Annotated in this window: 23 protein-coding genes and 2 tRNA genes; 16 read left to right on the forward strand and 9 right to left on the reverse strand. The window is 65.5% G+C overall.

The window, feature by feature from the left end; all coding sequences use genetic code 11:
- Positions 1-66 precede the first annotated feature (66 nt).
- Complete coding sequence (locus I4484_RS09675; RefSeq protein WP_197450733.1) at positions 67-789, forward strand: helix-turn-helix domain-containing protein; 723 nt, start codon at positions 67-69, stop codon at positions 787-789.
- 14 nt (positions 790-803) lie between these two features.
- On the opposite strand, the gene I4484_RS09680 is transcribed toward I4484_RS09675, so the two are convergent.
- Positions 804-1,298, reverse strand: coding sequence for a hypothetical protein (locus I4484_RS09680; protein WP_197450734.1), 495 nt, complete (start codon positions 1,296-1,298; stop codon positions 804-806).
- 275 nt (positions 1,299-1,573) lie between these two features.
- On the opposite strand from I4484_RS09680, the gene I4484_RS09685 reads away from it, so the two are divergent.
- The gene (locus I4484_RS09685; protein ID WP_197450735.1) at positions 1,574-2,953 is read left to right on the forward strand and encodes a lyase family protein; all 1,380 of its coding nucleotides are present in this window, start codon (positions 1,574-1,576) and stop codon (positions 2,951-2,953) included.
- 9 nt (positions 2,954-2,962) lie between these two features.
- On the opposite strand, the gene I4484_RS09690 is transcribed toward I4484_RS09685, so the two are convergent.
- The 3 genes from I4484_RS09690 to I4484_RS09700 form a co-directional block, all read right to left on the reverse strand.
- Positions 2,963-4,033 carry an endonuclease/exonuclease/phosphatase family protein gene (locus I4484_RS09690; protein WP_197450736.1) on the reverse strand — a complete coding sequence of 357 codons (1,071 nt, stop codon included), beginning with the start codon at positions 4,031-4,033 and terminating at the stop codon, positions 2,963-2,965.
- A gap of 66 nt (positions 4,034-4,099) precedes the next feature.
- Entirely contained in the window at positions 4,100-5,602 is a 1,503-nt protein-coding gene (glpD, locus tag I4484_RS09695) for a glycerol-3-phosphate dehydrogenase (RefSeq protein ID WP_197450737.1), read from the reverse strand.
- Positions 5,603-5,762: 160 nt separating this feature from the next.
- Positions 5,763-6,521 (reverse strand): DeoR/GlpR family transcriptional regulator, encoded by a 759-nt coding sequence (locus I4484_RS09700; RefSeq protein ID WP_197450738.1) that lies wholly within the window; start codon positions 6,519-6,521, stop codon positions 5,763-5,765.
- Positions 6,522-6,671: 150 nt separating this feature from the next.
- On the opposite strand from I4484_RS09700, the gene glpK reads away from it, so the two are divergent.
- From glpK to I4484_RS09715, 3 genes are all read left to right on the forward strand, one after another.
- Positions 6,672-8,159, forward strand: a complete 1,488-nt coding sequence (gene glpK, locus I4484_RS09705; RefSeq protein WP_197450739.1) for a glycerol kinase GlpK — start codon at positions 6,672-6,674, stop codon at positions 8,157-8,159.
- A gap of 119 nt (positions 8,160-8,278) precedes the next feature.
- Positions 8,279-8,355, forward strand: a tRNA-Val gene (locus I4484_RS09710).
- A gap of 17 nt (positions 8,356-8,372) precedes the next feature.
- Positions 8,373-8,449, forward strand: a tRNA-Val gene (locus tag I4484_RS09715).
- A 47-nt stretch (positions 8,450-8,496) separates the two neighbouring features.
- Here the strand turns inward: I4484_RS09715 and I4484_RS09720 are convergent.
- A complete protein-coding gene (locus tag I4484_RS09720; protein WP_197450740.1) occupies positions 8,497-8,994 on the reverse strand; it encodes a GAF domain-containing protein in 498 nt (165 codons plus the stop codon).
- 90 nt (positions 8,995-9,084) lie between these two features.
- Between I4484_RS09720 and I4484_RS09725 the strand changes: the two genes are divergently transcribed.
- Entirely contained in the window at positions 9,085-9,384 is a 300-nt protein-coding gene (locus I4484_RS09725; protein WP_197450741.1) for an MTH1187 family thiamine-binding protein, read from the forward strand.
- A gap of 79 nt (positions 9,385-9,463) precedes the next feature.
- Here the strand turns inward: I4484_RS09725 and I4484_RS09730 are convergent, their stop codons facing one another.
- The 3 genes from I4484_RS09730 to I4484_RS09740 are packed head-to-tail and all read right to left on the reverse strand — an operon-like array spanning position 9,464 to position 12,039.
- Positions 9,464-10,288 (reverse strand): MetQ/NlpA family ABC transporter substrate-binding protein, encoded by an 825-nt coding sequence (locus tag I4484_RS09730; RefSeq protein WP_197450742.1) that lies wholly within the window; start codon positions 10,286-10,288, stop codon positions 9,464-9,466.
- A 25-nt stretch (positions 10,289-10,313) separates the two neighbouring features.
- Positions 10,314-10,967 (reverse strand): methionine ABC transporter permease, encoded by a 654-nt coding sequence (locus I4484_RS09735; RefSeq protein ID WP_197450743.1) that lies wholly within the window; start codon positions 10,965-10,967, stop codon positions 10,314-10,316.
- Positions 10,948-12,039, reverse strand: a complete 1,092-nt coding sequence (locus I4484_RS09740; protein ID WP_197450744.1) for a methionine ABC transporter ATP-binding protein — start codon at positions 12,037-12,039, stop codon at positions 10,948-10,950. Before I4484_RS09740 ends, I4484_RS09735 begins: the two co-directional genes overlap by 20 nt.
- A 435-nt stretch (positions 12,040-12,474) precedes the next feature.
- Between I4484_RS09740 and I4484_RS09745 the strand changes: the two genes are divergently transcribed.
- From I4484_RS09745 to I4484_RS09775, 7 genes are all read left to right on the forward strand, one after another.
- The gene (locus tag I4484_RS09745) at positions 12,475-13,104 is read left to right on the forward strand and encodes a riboflavin synthase subunit alpha (protein WP_197450745.1); all 630 of its coding nucleotides are present in this window, start codon (positions 12,475-12,477) and stop codon (positions 13,102-13,104) included.
- 210 nt (positions 13,105-13,314) lie between these two features.
- Positions 13,315-14,607, forward strand: a complete 1,293-nt coding sequence (locus tag I4484_RS09750; RefSeq protein ID WP_197450992.1) for an NCS2 family permease — start codon at positions 13,315-13,317, stop codon at positions 14,605-14,607.
- A gap of 21 nt (positions 14,608-14,628) precedes the next feature.
- Positions 14,629-15,174, forward strand: coding sequence for an adenine phosphoribosyltransferase (locus I4484_RS09755; protein WP_197450746.1), 546 nt, complete (start codon positions 14,629-14,631; stop codon positions 15,172-15,174).
- A 7-nt stretch (positions 15,175-15,181) separates the two neighbouring features.
- Complete coding sequence (gene gpt, locus I4484_RS09760; protein WP_111412089.1) at positions 15,182-15,661, forward strand: xanthine phosphoribosyltransferase; 480 nt, start codon at positions 15,182-15,184, stop codon at positions 15,659-15,661.
- Between the two features lie 23 nt (positions 15,662-15,684).
- A complete protein-coding gene (gene ung / locus I4484_RS09765; protein WP_197450747.1) occupies positions 15,685-16,368 on the forward strand; it encodes a uracil-DNA glycosylase in 684 nt (227 codons plus the stop codon).
- A gap of 114 nt (positions 16,369-16,482) precedes the next feature.
- Positions 16,483-17,112 (forward strand): uracil phosphoribosyltransferase, encoded by a 630-nt coding sequence (gene upp / locus I4484_RS09770; RefSeq protein WP_197450748.1) that lies wholly within the window; start codon positions 16,483-16,485, stop codon positions 17,110-17,112.
- A gap of 142 nt (positions 17,113-17,254) precedes the next feature.
- Positions 17,255-18,499 (forward strand): uracil-xanthine permease family protein, encoded by a 1,245-nt coding sequence (locus tag I4484_RS09775; protein WP_197450749.1) that lies wholly within the window; start codon positions 17,255-17,257, stop codon positions 18,497-18,499.
- A 44-nt stretch (positions 18,500-18,543) separates the two neighbouring features.
- Here I4484_RS09775 and I4484_RS09780 read toward each other — a convergent pair whose 3' ends face one another.
- Positions 18,544-19,125, reverse strand: a complete 582-nt coding sequence (locus I4484_RS09780) for a cupin domain-containing protein (RefSeq protein ID WP_197450750.1) — start codon at positions 19,123-19,125, stop codon at positions 18,544-18,546.
- 142 nt (positions 19,126-19,267) lie between these two features.
- Here I4484_RS09780 and mobA point away from each other — a divergent pair, with 142 nt between their 5' ends.
- The 3 genes from mobA to moaC are packed head-to-tail and all read left to right on the forward strand — an operon-like array spanning position 19,268 to position 21,342.
- Entirely contained in the window at positions 19,268-19,897 is a 630-nt protein-coding gene (gene mobA, locus I4484_RS09785; protein WP_197450751.1) for a molybdenum cofactor guanylyltransferase MobA, read from the forward strand.
- Positions 19,897-20,475 (forward strand): molybdopterin-guanine dinucleotide biosynthesis protein B, encoded by a 579-nt coding sequence (gene mobB / locus I4484_RS09790; protein WP_197450752.1) that lies wholly within the window; start codon positions 19,897-19,899, stop codon positions 20,473-20,475. The genes mobA and mobB overlap by 1 nt, the downstream gene beginning before the upstream one ends.
- Before the next feature lie 57 nt (positions 20,476-20,532).
- Entirely contained in the window at positions 20,533-21,342 is an 810-nt protein-coding gene (moaC, locus tag I4484_RS09795) for a cyclic pyranopterin monophosphate synthase MoaC (protein ID WP_197450753.1), read from the forward strand.
- Positions 21,343-21,344: the final 2 nt, after the last annotated feature.

A 21,344-nucleotide genomic window follows, 5' to 3' on the forward strand; every position in this document is an offset into this window, starting at 1 on the left:
GTTCGCGTGTCCCATGGAACGAGGGCCGCTTTCATGTCTAGCTACGGGAAGGATGGACATGGCTGCATGGCCGAGGTTTCCGACTGCCTCGCGTGCTACCTCAACGTGCTGAGCAAACCTGAGGGGTTGCCGGACGAGGAAAGATTGCTGCTCGACGACATCGTCGTCCCCCCCCTCCGGCTCGAAAAGCGCGATGTACTCTGTTCCCAAGGAGCATCGTTCGATGCGCTCTACGCGGTACGTACCGGCTGCCTCAAGCAGGAGACCGCCATCGACAGCGCCGAGACGTTGCTGACCGCCTTCTGGCTTCCCGGTGACCTCATTGGTTGTGATGCCATCGACTCGGGGCGCTATGCCGGAACCGTCAGCGCGCTCGAAACCGCTACGCTTTGCCAGCTCCCGTTCGACCGGCTCGAGACCTTCAGGCACCGCTTGCCCAGGCTGTGCAGACGTCTCCAGAACTGCATCAGCCGAAGCCTGCGCGAGGAGCGGTTGAATCTGCACCAACTGCTGGGACGAACGGCCGAGGCGCGTGTGGCTTGCTTCCTGCTCGCGATATCGGCCTGCTTCCAACGCCGTGGTTACTCGCCCAGAAGCTTTCGTCTGCCGATGTCGCGAAGCGATATCGGCAGCTATCTGGGCCTGACCCAGGAGACCGTCGGCAGGACGTTCATGGCCTACCAGGCTCAGCGGCTGCTTGCCGTGCGTGGGCGTGAGTATCATCTTCTCGACCTGGCCCGGCTCGAGCGGTTGGCCTCTTCTCCCGGCAGGCGGCAGAAGAGACCTTGAGGCTGACGGATCGGTCAGGCTTGCCGTAACCGCACGGGCGATTGATGGTGCTGCTCCCAGAACTCGAGCAGCACGCGGCACTCACCCTCCTTCTCCCTGGCGAAGCTCAGGAAGGGCTGATGCAGTTCCGCCGTGGCGTTGGTGTCGACGAGCCACTCGAAGAAGTTCTTCGATTCCACTGCGGCGCGTATGGCCTGCTCGACCACCTGGTTTCCGGTGGCGTCGTCGACGATGAAAAAATGCCGGTCGTTCAGGGCACAGCGCGGCACCCCCGCGGGCAATGCCATGACGCAGGCATCGAGCTCGAGGCTGCGGGCCGCCTGGCGAAGGGTGTCGAGCCGCTTTTCGCACTGCAGGCCCAGCGTGGCCATCAAGCGGCTCGTCTGCGGCGCTTTCGGCAGGAAACTGAGCGCCAGCCGGCGGTAACGCCTCAGTTCGGCCGCCTCGTGGGTATTGGCGAGCGTCAGCTGTTCGTGTGGCAGGAGCAACAGGGAATCGGTCTGTGTCATGGGTTTTTCTGTCCGCTTTGTTTTGTCCGCGTTGTTTATCCGCGTGGTTTTGTTCAATGACTGCCTGGAGTGGGTAGGCGAAGCAATCTTAGGAAGGTGGCGTGGCCTGCTGCAACGACAGTTGTCATATTGTCCGTCGATGGTGAGCGTGTGCTCTGAAATGTGTTTGATCTTGCACAAGAAAAAGGCTTGGAAATCCGCAGCCGCCGAGATGCCTTGAACGCGCCGGCCGTTGCCGCCATGGTGAAGGAGAGGACGACAAGCGAGGGAGTGACATGAGCGAACATCGTATCGAGCGCGATAGCATGGGGGAGCTGCGGGTGCCGGGTTCGGCGCTCTACGGGGCCCAGACCCAGCGAGCCGTGGACAACTTCCCGGTGTCGGGCCAGCCGATGCCGGTGGCGTTCATCCACGCCATCGCCCGGATCAAGCTGGCCGCGGCCAAGGTCAATCGCGATCTCGACCTGCTCGATGGCGAGCGGGCCGAAGCCATCGTCGCGGCTGCCCAGGCCATCGTCGATGGCAAGCACGACGACCAGTTTCCCGTGGATGTGTTCCAGACCGGTTCGGGCACCTCCAGCAACATGAACGTCAACGAGGTCATCGCCCACCTCGCCAGCCGCGACGGGCTCGAGGTCGGGCCCAACGATCACGTCAACATGGGCCAGTCGAGCAACGACGTGATTCCCACCGCCATCCACCTCTCGGCGGCACTGGAGGTCACCGCACGCCTGCGCCCCGCGCTGGTGCAGCTGCGCGCGACCATCGACGAGCGGGCACAGGAGCTGGACGGGGTGGTCAAGACCGGGCGCACTCACCTGATGGACGCCATGCCGCTGCGCCTGGGGCAGGAACTGGGTGGCTGGTCGAGCCAGGTCGGCCAGGCCATCGAGCGTATCGACAGCGCGATGGTGCGGCTCTCTCGCCTGGCTCAAGGTGGCACGGCGGTCGGAACGGGGATCAATGCGCATCCCGAGTTCGCCCAGCGCATGGCGCGTGAGCTCAGCGCGCAGACCGGCCTCTCCCTCAGCCCCAACGACAGCTTCTTCGCCAGCCTGGGTGCCCAGGATGCCGCCGTCGAGCTGTCTGGCCAGCTCAGGGGGCTGGCCTGCGCGATCATGAAGATCGCCAACGATCTACGCTGGATGAACTCCGGCCCCTTGGCCGGGCTGGGCGAGATCGAGCTCGAGGCGCTGCAGCCCGGCAGTTCGATCATGCCGGGCAAGGTCAATCCGGTGATTCCCGAATCCGCCGCGCAGGCCGCCGCCCAGGTCATCGGCCTGGACACGGCGGTAACGGTGGCAGGGCAGAGCGGCAACTTCCAGCTCAACGTGATGCTGCCGTTGATCGCCAACAACCTGCTGACCTCGATCAAGCTGATGAGCAATACCGCACGGCTGCTGGGCGAGCGAGCGATCGCTACCTTCCGGGTCCGGGAGGAGAGCCTGGCCGCGCCGCTGGCACGCAACCCCATCCTGGTCACGGCGCTGAACGGCGTGATCGGCTACGACGCCGCGGCGGCCATCGCCAAGCAGGCCTACCAGGCTGGGCGGCCGATCATCGAGGTGGCCGAGGAGCAGACCGACCTGAGCCGCGAGGAGCTCGAACGCCTGCTCGATCCGGCCAAGCTGACCTTCGGTGGGCTTCCGGAGTAGTGGGCGGCCTCACGTCTGCTGGTCGCGAGCGCGGGCCTCGCGGATGGTCTGGCGCGCCCAGGCGCGCTCGTCACCGTCGGCCTCGGGCGTGTCGTGTTCGTCACTGCGCGACGGGCGAAAGCAGAGCGTGGCCAGGATCGGGAAGTGATCCGAGCCGAAGCCCGGCAGCCTCTCCAGCCTCTTCAAGGTGAAGTGCTCGCTGGTAAAGATGTGGTCCAGGGGCCAGCGCAGCAGCGGGTAGCGGGCGTGGAAGGTACTGTACCTACCACGCCCCCGACGCGGGTCGAGCATGCCGCTGATGCGGCAGAACAAGCGGGTGGTGCGCGACCAGGCCACGTCGTTGAGGTCGCCGGCGACGATGGTGGGCGTGGGGTGGCGATGGATCTCCTTGCCGACCAGGAGCAGCTCGGCATCGCGCCAGAGCGTCTCCTCGCTCTCGTTGGGGGCGGGCGGCCGCGGATGCAGGGCGTGTAGCGTCAGCCTGTCGCCGCTCGTGAGCGTCACTTCGGTATGGATCGAGGGGATATCGTCCTGAATCAGCCATTCGACGCGGGTGTTGCCCAGTGGCAGCCGAGAGTAGAGGTGCATGCCGTAGAGGTTGTCCAGGGGGATCTTGACGCTGTTTGGCCAGTGCTCCTCGAGTGCCTGATCGAGCCGTTCCTGCCACCAGCTGTCCGACTCGAGGGTCAGCACGACATCTGGGTCGTGCTGCCGAATGATCTCGATGAGTCGGCTGGCCTGGCGATTGGGCGTCAGCACGTTGGCAATCAGCAGTGTGAGGCAGCGCTCCTGTTGGCCGGGTTCCGCCGCCTGAACCTGGACGGGCCATAGGCGGGTCCAGGGCAGGATGAAGCGGGCCTGGAGCACCACCACGAGCAGGCTCGACGCGAGCAGCGCCCACCGCCAGGGAGGATCGAGGGGAAGCGAGAGCAGGGCGGTGACCAGGGCGGCACAGGCCAGCTGCAGCCGCGGGAATTCACAGGCGCGTATCCACCACCAGCGGAGCGGCAGCTTGGCGATGAGCGTGGCGGCGAGCAGCATGGCCGTCACCGCGGCGAGCGCGACGGAGGAGAAGGTCATGGGCCCCTGGCCTGGCGGCGAAAGAACGGTGAAGCGTCTTCACCTTCAGCCTAAGCGATATGAGCCTCATGCGGCCAGCCCGTGGCGGTGCTTTTCGGTATGCCGCTTGAGGGCCTCCACCTGGCGCGGCGTGAGGCGCAGGCCGAGCTTGGTCCGCCGCCACAGAATGTCCTCGACATCGAGCGCCCACTCATGCTCGATGAGATAGTCGGCTTCGGCGGCCGTCAAGCCGCCGCCGAACTCCTCTCCCAGGTCATCGGGCCCCTCGGCGCCTTCGAGAAAGCGCAGGCACAGGCTGCCGTAGCTGCGCGCGAAGCGCCGGGCGCGTGCCTCGCCGAGCCAGGGATACTCGCGAAGCAGGCGGGTCATGAAGGGCTCCTGGCCGTCGATGTCGCCTCCCGGCAAGGCAGCCGTTGCGGTCCAGCTCGGCCCCATGCCCGGCAGGGCTGGAGCGAGCTGTTTCAGGGCGGCCTCCGCCAGCTTGCGGTAGGTGGTGATCTTGCCACCGAACACCGAGAGCAGCGGGGCGCCGGTATCGTCCAGTGCCAAGGTGTAGTCGCGGGTCATGGCAGAAGGGTCGGCCGATTCGTCGTCGCACAGGGGACGTACGCCCGAAAAGCTCGTGATCACGTCGCGGCGGTCGAGCTGGCGGCGGAAGTGCTGGTTGACCACGCCGAGCAGGTAGTCGGTCTCCTCCTCGCTGATGGCGGCCTGCCTCGGGTCGCCGCGATAGTGGCGGTCCGTGGTGCCGATCAGGCTGAAATCGTCTTCGTAGGGCAGCACGAAGACGATGCGGCGATCACTGTTCTGCAGGATGTAGGCACGCTCGTCGGCGTTGAGGCGCGGCACGACGATATGGCTGCCTTGAATCATGCGAATGGCGTAGCGCGAAGGACGCGCCGCCTGTTCGCGCACCACTTTCTCGACCCAGGGCCCCGCGGCGTTGACCAGGGTTCGCGCGTGGCGCTCGAAGCGCTCACCGCTGCGCACGTCCTCCAGTTCGATGCGCCAGGCCCCGTTTTCTTCCTGCGCTCCGGTGCAGCGCGTGCGCACCAGGATTTCCGCTCCGCCCTCACGCGCCTGAAGCGCATTGAGCACCACGAGGCGTGCGTCGTCGACCCAACAGTCCGAGTATTCGAAACCGCGCATCAGCTCCGGCTTGAGCGGGGAATCGACGGTAAAGCGCACGCCACGCGAGCCGGGCAGCGTCTTGCGCTTGCCCAGATGGTCGTAGAGGAACAGCCCGGCGCGGATCATCCAGGCGGGTCGCAGGTGGGAGCGGTGGGGCAGGATGAAGCGCAGCGGCCAGATGATGTGTGGCGCCTTGCGCAGCAGGACCTCCCGCTCGCGCAGGGCTTCACCGACGAGGCGGAACTCGCGATGTTCCAGATAGCGCAGGCCGCCATGGATCAGCTTGCTGCTCGCCGACGACGTGGCGCCGGCCAGGTCGCCCTGTTCGCACAGGCCGACCGTCAGCCCGCGGCCGGCGGCGTCGTTGGCGATGCCGGCCCCGTTGATGCCGCCGCCGATGATGAACATGTCGAGTAGCTTGCGAGACGTCTGTGCCATGGGAGAAGAGACTCCGAACTTGGGGCCGCGGAAGCGGTGCCGATCCCACCGTTGATGTTTGAAAACGAACATAGAGCAATCGAAAGCGAACATCAAGGGTTCGAAGACGACATTGCCGACACCAGGGTGTCGGCAATGTCGTCTGGCCGGCGAGTCGGGGTCAGGCGATGTGCAGGGCGACGTCGTTGACCTGCATGAGATGCACGATGCGCTCAGGCGGCTGGCGGTCGGTGAAGAGCGCATCCAGCTGAGCGATGTTGCCCTGGCGGACGACGGGATTGCGATGGAACTTGGAGTGGTCGGCGGTCAGGTAGACTTGGCGGGAATTGAGAATGATGGCCTGGGCGACGCGGGCTTCCTGGTAGTCGAATTCCAGCAGCGAACCATCCTCGTCGATGCCGCTGATGCCGATGATGCCGAAGTCCACCTTGAACTGGTTGATGAAGTCGATTGTCGCCTCGCCGATGATGCCGCCATCCCGCGAGCGAACCTGGCCGCCGGCGATGATGACGTTGAAGTCCTCCTTGTGCTGGAGGATGGCCGCCACGTTGAGGTTGTTGGTGATCACCTCGAGACCCTGGTGGTCGAGCAGGGCTTCTGCGACCACTTCGTTGCTGGTGCCGATGTTGATGAACAACGAGGCGTGATCGGGTATGTGCCTGGCCACCAGGGCGGCGATGCGTCGCTTGGCGTCGAGATTGAGGTTCTTGCGCGTGCTGTAGGCGGTGTTGACGGTGCTCGACTCGAGCCCCGCCCCGCCATGCACGCGGCGGATCATGCCCTCTTCCGCCAGCGCATTGAGGTCGCGACGAATGGTCTGGGGGGTGACGGAGAAGTGTTCGGTCAACTGCTCGATGCTGGCATAGCCCTGACGGCGCACGAGGTCAATGATGGCATCTTGGCGCTGTTGCTGGTTCATGTCGGCTCCCTTTCGATCACGCGAGTGTAAGCGATTCGGCGCGCCGTCGGCAGGCGGTTACGGCCGTATTCTACGAAAGTCGTAAAGCAATGCGAACATTCTCAAGTACTCTTGGTGATCATAAACGAACATACAATGACGAGACCTAACATGGCCGACTATCTTCTTGCCATCGACCAGGGCACCACCAGCTCACGCGCGATCCTCTTCGACCGCGGCGCTCATGTGGTGCGTGTGGCACAGCGTGAGTTTCCCCAGCACTTCCCCCGTGACGGCTGGGTCGAGCACGCGCCCCAGGACATCTGGGACACGGTGCTGGCGACATGTCGTGAGGTGGTGGAAGCCTCGGGCGTTGCGCCCGAGGCGCTGGCCGGCATCGGCATGACCAACCAGCGCGAGACCACGCTGCTGTGGGACCGAGCGACGGGGCGACCGCTCTACAACGCCATCGTCTGGCAGGACCGGCGTACCGCCGACTTCTGCCAGCAGCTGCGCGACCAGGGCCATGGCGCGCTCGTCCAGTCGCGCACCGGGTTGCTGATCGACCCCTACTTCTCGGCGACCAAGCTGGCTTGGCTGCTGGACAACGTCGAGGGGGCCCGGGAGCGCGCCGAGCGCGGCGAACTCGCCTTCGGCACGGTGGACAGTTTCCTGCTGTGGCAGCTGACCGGTGGCCGCGTGCATGCCACCGACGCCACCAACGCTTCGCGCACGATGCTGTTCAACATCCATACCCAGCAGTGGGACGACGAGCTGCTCGGGCTGTTCGGCATCCCGCGGGGGCTGTTACCCGAGGTGCGCGACAGCAGCGACGACTTCGGTACCGCGCAAGCCGAGTGGCTGGGGGCCGAACTGCCGATCGGCGGGATAGTCGGCGATCAGCAGGCGGCGCTGGTGGGGCAGGCCTGTTTCGAACCGGGCATGGGCAAGAGTACCTATGGTACCGGTTGCTTCATGGTGCTCAACACCGGCGACAGGCCGGCGGCATCGCGCAATCGGCTGCTGACCACGGTGGCCTATCGGCTGGGTGGCAAGACCACCTATGCCATGGAGGGCAGCATCTTCGTGGCCGGCGCGGCGGTGCAGTGGCTGCGCGACGGGCTCAAGCTGTTCAAGGAGGCGGCCGAGACCGAGGCCTTGGCCCGACAGACTCGCGACGGTCATAGCGTCTACCTGGTGCCTGCCTTCACCGGCCTCGGGGCGCCGCACTGGGATCCCAAGGCGAGAGGGGCGATTCTCGGCCTGACCCGGGACACCGGTATCGCCGAGATCGTGGCTGCCGGACTGCAGGCGGTGTGCTACCAGACCCGCGACCTGCAGGCCTGCATGAGCGACGACATGGGGGTGTCCCCGGGCACGCTGCGCGTCGATGGCGGCATGGCGGCCAACTCGTGGCTGGTGCAGTTCCTGGCCGACATGCTGGGGGTGCAGGTCGACCGGCCCACGGTGCTCGAGACGACGGCGCTGGGGGCCGCCTACATGGCTGGGCTGCGCTTCGGCTGGTACCGCGACCTGGAGGAGATCGCCGAGCTCTGGCGCTGCGAGAGGAGCTTCACGCCTAGCATGCCGGAAGCCGAGCGTGAGCGGCTTTACGGAGGCTGGCTCGAAGCGGTGGGGCGTGTAAAAAGCACCGCCTGAAGCTTGCAAAAGGCAGCGATATCGGTAAGATATGCATCCGTTGCCGCAGCGCAGATGTGGCGGTGACAGGCGGCCTGTCATTCGCAAGATGTGAAGGCAGGCGCAAAAAAGCCGGAAGCAGGACCATAGCTCAGTTGGTTAGAGCGCCACGTTGACATCGTGGAGGTCGGCGGTTCAAATCCGCCTGGTCCTACCAGCTTTCACATCGCCTTCAGGACCATAGCTCAGTTGGTTAGAGCGCCACGTTGACATCGTGGAGGTCAGCGGTTCAAATCCGCTTGGTCCTACCAGTTTCTCGGAACGCCCCATGGCCCTGTGCCATGGGGCGTTTCTGCTTTCATCCGAGCGGCGTCGGTGCGGCGAGCAGGTCCGGCAGCCGGGTGCGCTCGATGAACACCGCGACCAGCCGCTCGAGGCCGGCCTGGTCCTCGGCGCTGAAGCGGGCGTGGCGAGGGCTGTCCAGGTCGAGCACGCCCCACAGCGTGCCCTCGCGCAAGAGCGGTATCACCAGCTCCGAGTTCGACACGGCGTCGCAGGCGATATGGTCGGCGATGGCGTGAACGTCGTCGATGCGTTGCGTCTGGCGGCTGCGGGCGGCCGCGCCACACACGCCCTTGGCGAACGGGATCGGGTTGCAGGCGGGCTTGCCCTGGAAGGGGCCGAGGGTGAGTCGCTCGGGCTGGCGCTGCAGGTAGAATCCCGCCCAGTTGAGCTCGGGTACCTGCTGCATGATGAAGGCGCAGGTCTGGGCGGCATTGGCCAACCAGTCGTCGTCATCCAGCAGGGCGTCGAGCTGTCGCGCGAGCAGCGCGTAATCGAGAGCGGCCGATGGCATGGGGCCTCCTTCTAACGGGGTTTGAACAATGGCCGGGGCGACACTAGCTTTCGGGTAGGGATATCCGTTGGTCGATCAGGAGGATTGAGTATGCGTGTGGTTGCCGATGTCAATGTCACCCCAATCGGGGCCGGGGCCTCGCTGTCGTCCCATGTCGCCGCCTGCGAGGAGGTGATCGAGGAGGCCGGGCTCAAGTATCGCCTGCATGCCCATGGTACCAACCTGGAGGGCTCGTGGGAGGACGTGATGCGGGTCGTCCAGCGCTGCCATGAGGTGCTGCACGAGCGCGGCGCGCCGCGGGTGGACAGTGCGATCCGCATCGCCACGGCCACCGACAAGGATCAGAGCCTGGAGGGGCGGATCGAGAAGGTCGAGCGCAAGATAGGCTGATTCGAGACCGCCTCTGGCAAACGAACGGGCCGACGCATGGCGTCGGCCCGCTGCCGTCAACAGGAAGGCGCGGCTAGGTTTACTCCCAGCCGGGCACTGCCCCGCCGTCGAATAGCTCCTGAGCTTTGGCCACGACTTCCTCGCTCTGGTAGGCCGAGACCAGTTGCTGGATCTCCTCACGCTCCTCGTCGCCGGCGCGTACCGCGATCAGGTTGACGTAGGGCGATTCTGGACCCTCCTTGATCAAGGCATCGTCCAGGTGCAGGCCGGCCGGCTGGGCGAAGGTATTGTTGATGAAGGCCAGGTCGACGTCCTGCAGCACGCGCGGCAGTTGGGCCGCCTCGATCTCGCGGAACTGGAAGTCGCGGGGGTTCTCGACCACATCGACCGGCGTGGCCTCGAGGTTCTCGGGATCGTCGAGTTCGATCAGGCCGGCATTGTGCATCAGGATCATCGCGCGGCCGCCGTTGGTGGGGTCATTGGGCAGAGCGATGATGGCACCGTCTGGCAGCTCGTCGATGCTGTCGTGTTTCTCGGAGTAGGCGCCGATGGGGTAGACGAAAGTGTGCCCGGCCACGGCCAGCTCATAGCCGCGGTCGTCGATCATGCTCTGCAGGTAAGGCTCGTGCTGGAAGGCATTGGCATCGAGGCTGCCGTCGGCCAGCGCCGCATTGGGCGAGACGTAGTCGGTGAACTCGACGATCTCGACCTCGAGATCGTAGCGCTCCTTGGCGATCTGCACCGCGACCTCCATCACTTCCGACTCGGGGCCGGACATGGTGCCAACCTTGATCGAGCGGGTCTCGCCGGCGTCGTCGTTGCCGCAGCCGGCGAGCAGGCTGGTAGTGGCGAGAGTGCCGACCAGCGTGGCGGCGCCGAGCAGGCGGGTCAGGGTTGCTTGCATTGGGTCGTTCTCCTTGGGTGTGGCGTCACTTGCGATCCGACTTGCGTACCAGGTAATCCCCCAGGCTCTGGAAGCCCTGCACCATGACCACCAGGATGGCCACGGTGATCAGCATGACGGTGGGGTTGAAGCGGTTGTAGCCGTAGCGGATGCCGAGGTCGCCCAGGCCGCCACCGCCCACGGCGCCGGCCATGGCCGAGTAACTCACCAGGGTGACCACGGTGATGGTGAGGCCGGTGACGATGCCGCCGCGGGCCTCGGGCAGCAGTACCTTGGTGATGATCTGCCGCGGCGTGGCGCCCATCGACTGGGCGGCCTCGACAAGACCCGGTGGAATCTCGTTGAGCGCCCCCTCCACCAGGCGGGCGACGAAGGGAATGGCGGCGATGGTCAGCGGCACGATGGCGGCATTGGTACCGATGGAAGTGCCGACGATCACGCGCGTAAAAGGGATGATCGCCACCATCAGGATGATGAAGGGGATCGAGCGGCCGACGTTGGTCACCATGCCCAGCGCCTGGTTGAGCACCGGATGTGCGAGGATCTGGCGCGGGCGGGTGACGTAGAGCATTACGCCCAGCGGTACGCCGAGCAAGGCCGAGATCACGCCCGAGACGGCGACCATGTAGAGCGTGTCCAGGGTCGCCTGCAGGATCAGGTCAATCATCGCGCTGGACATGGCCGAGCACCTCCACGTGAAGATCATGGGTTTCGAGGTAGTCGATGGCGCGGCGGGTCTGCTCCGGCGAGCCCAGCAATTCGGCGATCATCAGGCCCAGGGTGCGCTCCTGGATCGACTCCACCTTGGCCTGGAGGATGCTCACGTCCACACCGCACTCCCGCGCCAGGCGCGAGATGAGCGGCGTGGAGACTGCATCGCCGGAGAACGCCAGGCGGACCACCGGGTGGGTGTGCTCGCCGGGCGCCTCCTCCAGCCGCTCGACCAGCGCCTTGGGCGGCTCGAGCTGCAGGAAGTCGTTGAGGAACTCGCGGCCGAGCCGGGTGCGCGGTGCGGTGAAGAAATCGCCCACCTCGGCTTCCTCGACCAGCTCGCCGTCAGAGATCAGGCTGACCCGGTGGCAGATCGACTTGACCACCTCCATCTCATGGGTGATCAGCAGGATGGTCAGGCCGAGCTTCTGGTTGATCTCGCGCAGCAGGGCGAGGATCGAGCCGGTGGTCTGGGGGTCGAGCGCCGAAGTCGCCTCGTCGCACAGCAGCACTCGCGGCTCGCTGGCCAGCGCCCGGGCGATGGCCACGCGCTGCTTCTGCCCGCCGGAGAGCTGGGCCGGATACTGGCGGGCCTTGTCGGAAAGGCCGGTCAGCTCGAGCAGCGGCAGCACGCGTTCGCGAATGGCGCCGCGCTTCATGCCCATCAGTTCCAGCGGCAGCGCCACGTTGTCGAATACGTTGCGCGTGGTCAGCAGGTTGAAGTGCTGGAAGATCATGCCGATGCGGTGGCGCGCCTGGTTGAGCTCGGCGGGGGAGAGATCGGTCATCTCCTGGCCATCGACGACGACGCTGCCGCCGGTGGGGCGCTCGAGCAGGTTGACGCAGCGGATCAAGGTCGACTTGCCGGCGCCGGACAGGCCGATGACGCCGTGGATGCTGCCCTGGGGAACATGCAGGTCGACGTTCCTGAGGGCCTCGATCGTCCGTGACGGAGTGTCGCGTCGACGGGCGGCGAACGGCAGCCGGCTTCTCGAGCCGGCGAGATGGTAGGTCTTGGAGACGTTGCTTAGCGTGATCATCTGGCTTCCTGAGAGGCCGTCCCGGTGGGGCGGGCGCAGCGACGACCAAGGAGGGAGAGCCGGAACGAAAAAAAGGCCACCCTGACGGGTGGCCATCAACGCTGGACACACCCTTTTAGCTGCACTTCACGTCGCTGGGGATGGAGCGTTCCATTTCCCAGCGGCGTGGGCGCCCGCAATCCGGGTACAAATCGGCGCCTGAAATGTGATGGCGAATACTAGGACCAAAGAAGCATGCTGTCAATGCGTTGGTGTATGTTTGTAGCCTGAAGCCATGTTTTCAGTAAGATGTTCCGTCTTCTTGGATTCCGGCATGACATCGTCCTGTCGACGGTGCGGTGCCTGACGTCCATGCCGATGGACGTTGCGGTCGCGAATTCTTACACTGCGAGCCCAATCCTTTCTCACCATTGTCGGGACTGCCCAGGAGGCGTCATGTTCACAGGCATCGTTCAGGGGACGGCCGAGATCGTCGCCATCCACGAGGCGGAGGCATTCCGGACCCATGTGGTGAGCCTGCCGGAATCTCTGCGCGAAGGGCTCGAGCTCGGGGCCTCGGTGGCCCACAACGGCGTCTGCCTGACCGTCACCGCCATCGAGGGCGAGCGGGTCAGCTTCGACCTGATGCGCGAGACGCTGCGGGTGACCAACCTCGGTGCGCTGCGCGAAGGGGATCGCGTCAATATCGAGCGTGCGGCGCGCTTCGGTGACGAGATCGGCGGACACGCCATGTCCGGGCACGTCATGGCCATGGCCGAGCTGGTGGAGCTGGACCAGGCGCCCAACAATCGCCGGTTGTGGTTCGAGGTGCCGCGCGCCCTGGGGCGCTTCCTGTTCGACAAGGGCTATATCGGGGTCGATGGCATCAGCCTGACCATTGGGGCGGTGAGGCACGCCGCGGCCGACCACGGGCCGCGCTTCTGCGTCGATCTGATTCCCGAGACGCTGGAGCGCACCATTCTGGTCGATCGCGTGCCGGGGGACCGGGTCAACATCGAGATCGACCCCCAGACCCAGGCCATCGTCGAGACGGTAGAGCGTGTGCTCGCCTCGCGTGGCGTCTGACGAACAGGTTCAAATGACCGTTTCGTCAAGTCTGCGTTGGCAGCCGCGCTGGCGCATGGCGCAGAGTTTGCTTATACAGAGCGAACCGTGCCGCGGCATGGCATTCAGGGTGGCCTCGCAACGCCGGCGGCCTTTGGGTACCATGTGCGGCTTTTCTCGCCCCCTGGCCGAATACAGCCCTTGTGCGCAGGAATGCCAAAAATGAAGAACATGCTCGATAGCCGCTTCAAGCTGACGGAACACAACACCAGCGTGAAGACCGAGGTCATCGCCGGGATCACCACCTTCCTGACCATGGCCTACATCATCTTCGTCAACCCCAGCATTCTCTCCGAGGCGGGCATGGACTACGGTGCCGTGTTCGTCGCCACCTGCCTGGCCGCGGCCGTCGGCTGTCTGATCATGGGCCTGTGGGCCAACTACCCGATCGCCCAGGCGCCGGGCATGGGGCTCAACGCCTTCTTCACCTACGGCGTGGTGCTCGGCATGGGCTACACCTGGGAGGCGGCGCTGGGGGCCGTGTTCTTCTCCGGTCTGTGCTTCTTCCTGCTCAGCATCTTCAAGATCCGAGAATGGATCATCAACTCCATTCCGCTCTCGCTGCGACTGGGGATTGCTGCCGGAATCGGCCTGTTCCTGGCCATGATCGCGCTGAAGAACGCCGGCATCGTGGTATCCAACCCGGCCACCTACGTGGCGCTGGGGGATCTCTCCGAGCCGGCCGCGCTCTACGCGCTGCTGGGCTTCTTCGCCATTACCGCCATGGCTTACCTGCGCGTCACCGGGGCGGTGATGATCGGCATCCTCGGCGTGACCGTGCTGGCCATGATCCTGGGGCACAACGAGTATGGCGGCCTGATGTCGATGCCGCCTTCCATCGCCCCGACCTTCATGGCGTTGGACCTGGCTGGCGCGCTCGACGTCGCCATGCTCAGCGTCATCTTTGCTTTCCTGTTCGTCGACCTGTTCGACACCTCGGGTACGCTGGTGGGGGTGGCCCACAAGGGTGGGCTGCTCGACAAGGACGGCAAGCTGCCGCGCCTGGGTCGCGCCATGATGGCCGACAGCGGCGCCTCCATGGCGGGAGCGGTGCTGGGGACTTCGACGACGACCAGCTACATCGAGTCCACCGCGGGTATCGTCTCGGGCGGCCGCACCGGACTGACCGCGGTAGTGGTGGCCCTGCTGTTCCTGGTCAGCCTGTTCTTCGCCCCGCTGGCGGGCTCGATCCCGGCCTATGCCACCGCCGGTGCACTGCTCTACGTGGCGGTGCTGATGGCCGGCAGCCTGTCCCACGCCAACTGGGACGACCCGACCGATGCCGCGCCCGTGCTGATTGCCGCCCTGGCCATGCCGCTGACCTTCTCCATCGCCGAGGGCATCGCGTTGGGCTTCATCAGCTACGCTGCTATCAAGACCCTCTCCGGTCGCTTCCGCGATCTCAACCCGGCGGTGGTCGTGCTGGCGATCCTGTTCGTGCTGAAGTTCCTGTTCCTAGACTGACATTCCTCACCGAGAGCTGCGATGAGCATTTACGGCGACTACATCAAGTCCGTGATCCGAACCGTCCCCGACTGGCCGCAGCAGGGGGTCAACTTTCGCGATATCACCCCGCTGCTGCAGAACAGCTCGGCCTTTCGCAAGCTGATCGACAGCTTCGTGCACCGCTATCAGGACATGGAGCTCGATGCGATCGCGGCCATCGACGCGCGCGGCTTCATCATCGGCGCGCCGGTGGCCTACGAGCTGGGGTGCAGCTTCGTGCCGGTGCGCAAGAAGGGCAAGCTGCCGTTTCGTACCATCAGCGAGACCTATACGCTGGAGTACGGCCAGGCCGAGGTGGAGCTGCACTCCGATGCGTTCCGCCAGGGCGACAGGATCCTGATCATGGACGATCTGATCGCCACCGGTGGCACCATGCTGGCCGCCGCCAAGCTCATCACCCGTTCGGGCGGGCAGGTGGTGGAGACCGCTACCATCATCGACCTGCCGGAGATCGGCGGGTCGGCCAGGATTCGCGAGGCCGGTTTCGGCGTCTTTGCGGTCTGCTCCTTCAGTGAGGACGAGTGACATCACCATGAGCAACGCCCGCTACCACCAGCACTTCACCGTCTCCTGGGACCAGCTGCATCGTGACGTGCGCGAACTCTGCCACCGTCTCGTCGAGCGCGACTTCAAGGGCATCGTGGCGATCACCCGAGGCGGCCTGATCCCGGCGGCGCTGATCGCCCGGGAGCTCAACGTGCGCCTGATCGATACCGTGTGCATCAAGAGCTACGACCACATGGACCAGGGCGGGCTGGACGTCATGAAGGGGGTCGACCACGATGGCGACGGCTGGCTGCTGGTCGACGACCTGGTCGATACCGGCAAGACGGCGCGGAAGGTGCGCGAGATGCTGCCCAGGGCACATTTCGTCACCGTCTATGCCAAGCCGGAAGGTCGCCCCCTGGTCGACCAGTACCTGACCGAGGTGGCGCAGGACTGCTGGATCCAGTTCCCGTGGGACATGGGGGTGGCCTATGTGGAGCCCCTGGTCGACCAGGTCAAACGTTGAGTCTCAGCTGTGAAGAGCGAATCATGAGCTGCCCGTTGCCCGATAGTTGGCAGCGCTGGCTGGGGGGCGAATTCGAAGCCCCCTACATGCAGGCGCTGCGTGATTTCCTGGCCGCCGAGAAGGCCGCCAGGAAGGTGATCTACCCCCACTCGTCGAACTGGTTCCGTGCCTTCGAGCTGACACCGCTGGAGCGGGTCAAGGTGGTGATCCTGGGGCAGGACCCCTACCACGGGCCCGATCAGGCTCACGGGCTGTGCTTCTCAGTGTTGCCGGGGGTGGCGACGCCGCCCTCGCTGGTCAACATCTACAAGGAGCTGGTCGCCGACGTCGGCTTCCAGCCGGTCGACCACGGCAACCTGGAGTACTGGGCGCGGCAGGGCGTGCTGCTGCTCAACACCTCGCTGACGGTGGAGCAGGGCAACGCCGGCTCGCACCGGGGCAGGGGCTGGGAGACCTTCACCGATCGTGCCATCGAGACGGTCAACGCCCATGCGCCGCCCTCCGTCTTCCTGCTGTGGGGCAGCCATGCCCGGCAGAAGAAAGCCCTGATCGATACCTCGCGTCATCTGGTGCTGGAATCGCCGCATCCTTCGCCGCTCTCCGCGCACCGGGGCTTCTTCGGCAATCGCCATTTTTCCCGGGCCAACGCCTTTCTCGAGGCGAAGGGGCGCGAGCCGATCGACTGGCAGCTTCCCGCTGTGCCCTGAGGTGTCGAGCCGGCATGGCCGATGCCTTAACCTGCCCGCGGGTTGCAGGTAAAATGCCGCGACTCGTCCCTGCGACGAAGGTCGCCACTTTCATCCCACGCCGAGAGGTCCGTCATGAGCGTCCATGCCATCCAACATCCGCTGGTCCAGCACAAGCTCGGGCTGATGCGCGAAGCCGGCATCAGCACCAAGAGCTTTCGCGAGTTGGCCGGTGAGCTGGCCAAGCTGCTCACCTACGAGGCGACCAAGGACCTGGAGCTGGAAGCGCAGGAGATCGGCGGCTGGAGCGGCAAGCCGATCCCGGTGAAGCTGCTCAAGGGCAAGAAAGTGACCATCGTGCCGATCCTTCGCGCAGGCCTCGGCATGCTCGATGGCGTGACGGACCTGATCCCGAGCGCAAGGATCAGCGTGGTGGGGCTCTATCGCGACGAGGAGACGCTCGAACCCGTGCCGTACTTCGCCAAGTTTGCCAACGATCTTGACGAGCGTATGGCGATCGTCATCGACCCGATGCTGGCGACCGGCGGCACCATGGTGGCGACGCTCGACATGCTGCGCGAGCGCGGCTGCCAGCAGATGAAGGTGATCGTGCTGGTGGCGGCTCCCGAGGGTATCAAGCGGGTACAGGACGCTTATCCCGACATCGAGATCTACACCGCCGCGGTGGACGATCATCTCGACGAACACGGCTATATCGTCCCCGGTCTCGGCGATGCGGGGGACAAGATCTTCGGAACGAGGTAATTTTTGCCATCAACCTGCCTGCGCTCGGCGAGGTTCATCGGCAAAACACAAGAGGCTGCCCCTGAGATCGCGATCCAGGGGCGTTTTTCTGGGCTGGGATGCCTTCATTCGAACGAACGACACAGAAGAAGGATAGCTTCGCATGAACGAACACGTGGCGACTGCGCAGGCGCCGACCCAATCCTTGCCCAGGCTGCTCCTGACCGGGGCGCAGATGCTCTTCGTTGCCTTTGGTGCCCTGGTGCTGGTGCCGCTGTTGACTGGGCTCGATCCCAGTGTGGCGCTGTTCACCGCGGGGATCGGTACCCTGGTATTCCACGGCGTGACCCGGGTCACCGTGCCGGTGTTCCTGGCCTCGTCATTTGCCTTCATCGCACCGATCCAGGGGTCGGTAGCCAATTTCGGGGTGCCGGCGACCATGGGCGGGCTGATGGCGGCGGGGCTGGTCTACGTGGCGATCTCCCAGGCGGTGCGCATGAAGGGCACGGCCTGGCTGCATCGCCTGCTGCCGCCGGTGGTGGTGGGGCCGGTGATCATGGTGATCGGGCTGGCGTTGGCCCCGGTGGCGGTGAGCATGGCCACCGGCGAGACCAGCGACCATATCGACTACGGTCCGGCGTTACTGCTATCCATGGCCAGCCTGCTGGTGACGCTGGTGCTGGCGGTGTTCGGCCGCGGCCTGCTGCGCCTGGTACCGATCATGGGCGGCATCCTGGTGGGCTACGCCATGGCGCTGATGATGGGGCTGGTGGACTTCGCGCCGGTGCGCGAGGCGGCCTGGCTGGCCATGCCTGCGTTCACCGCGCCGAGCTTCCACTGGGCGGCGATCCTGTTCATGATCCCGGTGGCCATCGCCCCCGCCGTCGAGCATATCGGCGACATGATCGCCATCGGCTCGGTCACGCGCAAGAACTACCTGGAGAAGCCCGGGCTGCACCGCACCCTCCTGGGCGACGGCCTGGCGACCTCCGCCGCGGCGCTGTTCGGCGGCCCGCCCAATACCACCTACTCGGAGGTGACCGGGGCGGTGACGCTCACCCGCGCGTTCAACCCGAAGATCATGGTGGTAGCGGCCTGCTGCGCCATCGGGCTGGCGTTCGTCGCCAAGCTCGGAGCGGTGCTGCAGACCATTCCCGGGCCGGTGATGGGCGGCATCATGACGCTGCTGTTCGGCTCCATCGCGGTGGTCGGCATGAACACCCTGGTGCGCGCCGGTCACTCCCTGACGGCGCCGCGCAACCTGGTGGTGGTCTCTCTGATCCTGGTGTTCGGTATCGGTGGCATGCAGTTCGGCGGTGGTCAGTTCACCCTGCAGGGCGTGAGCCTGGCCGCACTGGTGGGTATCGTGCTGAACTGGGTGCTGCCCGGCGCCGAAGAGGAGAACTGAGCTTCGTTCGAAAGTCGGTGAGCGCAGCCGGTTTTCCGCCGAGTTCAAGCGTGATGCAGCTCCCTGCCGCCCTCGGAAAAGGTCGGCGGGGAGTTGGCGCTGACGATCACGCACTCCTCCTCGCCTACATTGCGGAAGCGGTGCGGCAGGCGTGAATCGAAGTAGTAGGCATCGCCGGTGCGCAGCAGCCGGGCTTCACCGGCCACGGTGAGCTCGATCTCGCCGGCCACCACCACGCCGCCTTCCTCGCCGTCGTGCTCGAGCATTTCGTCCCCGGTATCGGCCCCGGGCGGGTAGCGTTCATGGATGATCGACATGCTGCGGTCGGGGCGGCGTGCCGCCACCAGGCGCCACGAGAGGTGACCGTCGCCGATCTCGGTGAGCTCCTCGGCGGGATAGAAGGCGCGCGGCGGTGAGGGTTCGTCGCCGGCGAAGAAGGCGCTGATCGACACCGGCATGGCATCGAGTATCTTCTTCAGCGAGCTGACCGATGGGCTGACGCTGTTCTGTTCGATCAGCGAGATGGTACTGTTGGTGACGCCGGCGCGCTTGGCCAGCTCGCGTTGGGACAGTTTGCGTGCCTTGCGCAGCTCGCGCAGGCGTGTGCCCACATCAAATCCTTCCATCGTCAGGTCCAGGGTCGTTCGATTTGTTTGACACATGATACCTGCTGCAGCCGTCATGCATAAGATGATCCGGATCATGACGTGCTGGCGATTGGCTCGCGAGCCATGGCACCGGCGTGCCGGCTGAGGCATCATGGAGGGTATGTGCGAACGTCCCGCCCTCAGCGTACCGAATCCATCGACCGACATCACCGGCCTGATCCTGGCCGGCGGCCGAGGCCGCCGCATGGGCGGGCGCGACAAGGGGCTGGAGCGGCTGGACGGGGTGACACTGGTCGACCATGTCCGGGCTCGCCTGGTGGGCAACGTCGCGGAGCTGTTGATCAGTGCCAACCGCCACCTGGCGCGCTACCGGGGCCTGGCCGATCGTGTCGTGACCGATACCGAGGGTGGCTTTCAAGGGCCGCTGATGGGGATCTACAGCGGGCTGTGTGCCGCCCATACCCCCTGGGTGCTGGTCGTGCCCTGCGACACGCCGATGCTTCCACGCGACCTCGTGGCCAGGATGGCGGCCGGCATCGGCGGCCATCGCATTGCCGTGGCCCATGACGGGGAGCGTCTGCACCCGGTCGTGGCGCTGCTGGAGCGGGCCCTGGCGGCAGACCTGCATGCCGCCTTGGTGGCGGGGGAGCGCAAGGTCGGCCGCTGGTACGAGCGCCACGCCTGGACCCGCGTGGATTTCAGCGATTGCCCCGAAGCCTTCGGCAATCTCAATACCGAAGAGGACAGACGGCGCCTGGAGACGCGCCTGAACGAGGAGAGTCGACCCTGATGTCACGTCCGCTGCACGGCCCGCTGAACCTCGACGATGGGCTGCCGCTGCTCGGCATTGCCGCCTGGAGCGGCACCGGCAAGACCACGCTGCTGGAAGGCCTGTTGCCCCGCCTGGCGGCACGCGGCTTGCGTGTCGCCGTGATCAAGCACGCGCATCATGGTTTCGATGTCGATCAGCCGGGCAAGGACAGCCACCGCCTGCGCCAGGCCGGTGCCGCGCCGATGTTGGTTGCCTCCCGTGCCAGGTGGGCCATGATGATGGAGACCCCTGGGTTGGAGGAGGCCGACCTGGCGCAGCTGATCGAGACAGTGCGCGGACAGGATCCCGACCTGGTGCTGGTGGAGGGATTCAAGGCCTGGCCCCTGCCCAAGCTGGAGCTCTACCGCGAGGAGCTCGGCAAGACGCTGCGCGTGGCGGAGGATCCCTGGGTCAAGGCGGTGGCCAGCCAGCCACCCGTCAGCGTACCGGCCGGTGTCGATTGGCTCGACCTGGGCGATCTGGAGGCCATTGCCGAGTGGGTCAGCGCCTGGCCGGCGCGCTGGCCGTCGGAGCGGGCGCCGCGCTGCCTGGCCTGAGCGAGCGTCCGCTTGCCACGAACCGCATTCGATCAACCGATACCGAGGCTGCTTCACATGAGTCTGACCCATCTCAACCAGCGCGGCGAAGCCCATATGGTCGATGTCGCCGACAAGGCGGAGAGTCGCCGTGAGGCAACCGCTTCCGGCCACATCCAGATGAAGCCCGCGACGCTGGCGCTGCTGGTCGAAGGCGGGCTGCCCAAGGGCGACGTCCTGGCCACCGCACGTATCGCCGGCATCCAGGCGGCCAAGCGCACCCACGAACTGATTCCGCTGTGTCATGCGTTGCCGCTGTCGAAGGTAACGATCGATTTTCATGTGGACGAGGAGAACGCCCGGGTCGAGGTCATTGCCTCATGTCGCCTCAATGGTCGAACCGGCGTGGAGATGGAGGCTTTGACGGCGGTGTCGGTGGCCTGCCTGACGCTCTACGACATGTGCAAGGCGGTGGACAAGGACATGGAGATCGGCGCCATCCATGTCGATGCGAAGCGTGGCGGAAAGTCGGGCGACTACCAGCGGCAACCCAGTGCCGCGACGACGCCGATCGTTACCGGCCAGGGCGCCGTGGGACAGGTCTCGGTGGGTACCCGCTGCGATATCGACTCTCCCTGCGTCAGGGTGAAGTTCCTCGCCGAACTGCGCGAGCGGCTGGGGGTCAGCGATCTCACCCTGCCGCTCGATACCCTCCCCAGCACCGATGTCGGCGGACTCAAGAATGCACTGGTGAAACGGGATTCGCGCTTTGCGCGCCTTGGCGAGGGGCGGGTGCTGTGCGCCGTGAACCAGGTCATGGCACTGGACGCGACGCCGATCACCAACGACGATGAAGTGGCATTTTTCCCGCCGGTAACGGGAGGCTGAAG

The organism is Halomonas sp. SS10-MC5 (genome assembly GCF_015992245.1).
In the GTDB taxonomy this organism is placed as follows: Bacteria; Pseudomonadota; Gammaproteobacteria; order Pseudomonadales; family Halomonadaceae; genus Halomonas; species Halomonas sulfidoxydans.

What these genes read in the sequence shown, in the direction of transcription:
- I4484_RS09735 (WP_197450743.1), bottom strand. Translation starts at nt 10,967, where the DNA reads ATGTCCAGCGCGATGATTGACCTGATCCTGCAGGCGACCCTGGACACG.
- I4484_RS09725 (WP_197450741.1), top strand. Translation starts at nt 9,085, where the DNA reads ATGCGTGTGGTTGCCGATGTCAATGTCACCCCAATCGGGGCCGGGGCC.
- I4484_RS09745 (WP_197450745.1), top strand. Translation starts at nt 12,475, where the DNA reads ATGTTCACAGGCATCGTTCAGGGGACGGCCGAGATCGTCGCCATCCAC.
- I4484_RS09700 (WP_197450738.1), bottom strand. Translation starts at nt 6,521, where the DNA reads ATGAACCAGCAACAGCGCCAAGATGCCATCATTGACCTCGTGCGCCGT.
- I4484_RS09780 (WP_197450750.1), bottom strand. Translation starts at nt 19,125, where the DNA reads ATGGAAGGATTTGATGTGGGCACACGCCTGCGCGAGCTGCGCAAGGCA.
- moaC (WP_197450753.1), top strand. Translation starts at nt 20,533, where the DNA reads ATGAGTCTGACCCATCTCAACCAGCGCGGCGAAGCCCATATGGTCGAT.
- glpD (WP_197450737.1), bottom strand. Translation starts at nt 5,602, where the DNA reads ATGGCACAGACGTCTCGCAAGCTACTCGACATGTTCATCATCGGCGGC.
- gpt (WP_111412089.1), top strand. Translation starts at nt 15,182, where the DNA reads ATGAGCAACGCCCGCTACCACCAGCACTTCACCGTCTCCTGGGACCAG.
- I4484_RS09775 (WP_197450749.1), top strand. Translation starts at nt 17,255, where the DNA reads ATGAACGAACACGTGGCGACTGCGCAGGCGCCGACCCAATCCTTGCCC.
- upp (WP_197450748.1), top strand. Translation starts at nt 16,483, where the DNA reads ATGAGCGTCCATGCCATCCAACATCCGCTGGTCCAGCACAAGCTCGGG.
- ung (WP_197450747.1), top strand. Translation starts at nt 15,685, where the DNA reads ATGAGCTGCCCGTTGCCCGATAGTTGGCAGCGCTGGCTGGGGGGCGAA.
- I4484_RS09680 (WP_197450734.1), bottom strand. Translation starts at nt 1,298, where the DNA reads ATGACACAGACCGATTCCCTGTTGCTCCTGCCACACGAACAGCTGACG.
- I4484_RS09750 (WP_197450992.1), top strand. Translation starts at nt 13,315, where the DNA reads ATGCTCGATAGCCGCTTCAAGCTGACGGAACACAACACCAGCGTGAAG.
- mobA (WP_197450751.1), top strand. Translation starts at nt 19,268, where the DNA reads ATGTGCGAACGTCCCGCCCTCAGCGTACCGAATCCATCGACCGACATC.
- I4484_RS09740 (WP_197450744.1), bottom strand. Translation starts at nt 12,039, where the DNA reads ATGATCACGCTAAGCAACGTCTCCAAGACCTACCATCTCGCCGGCTCG.
- mobB (WP_197450752.1), top strand. Translation starts at nt 19,897, where the DNA reads ATGTCACGTCCGCTGCACGGCCCGCTGAACCTCGACGATGGGCTGCCG.
- glpK (WP_197450739.1), top strand. Translation starts at nt 6,672, where the DNA reads ATGGCCGACTATCTTCTTGCCATCGACCAGGGCACCACCAGCTCACGC.
- I4484_RS09730 (WP_197450742.1), bottom strand. Translation starts at nt 10,288, where the DNA reads ATGCAAGCAACCCTGACCCGCCTGCTCGGCGCCGCCACGCTGGTCGGC.
- I4484_RS09675 (WP_197450733.1), top strand. Translation starts at nt 67, where the DNA reads ATGGCCGAGGTTTCCGACTGCCTCGCGTGCTACCTCAACGTGCTGAGC.
- I4484_RS09690 (WP_197450736.1), bottom strand. Translation starts at nt 4,033, where the DNA reads ATGACCTTCTCCTCCGTCGCGCTCGCCGCGGTGACGGCCATGCTGCTC.
- I4484_RS09720 (WP_197450740.1), bottom strand. Translation starts at nt 8,994, where the DNA reads ATGCCATCGGCCGCTCTCGATTACGCGCTGCTCGCGCGACAGCTCGAC.
- I4484_RS09755 (WP_197450746.1), top strand. Translation starts at nt 14,629, where the DNA reads ATGAGCATTTACGGCGACTACATCAAGTCCGTGATCCGAACCGTCCCC.
- I4484_RS09685 (WP_197450735.1), top strand. Translation starts at nt 1,574, where the DNA reads ATGAGCGAACATCGTATCGAGCGCGATAGCATGGGGGAGCTGCGGGTG.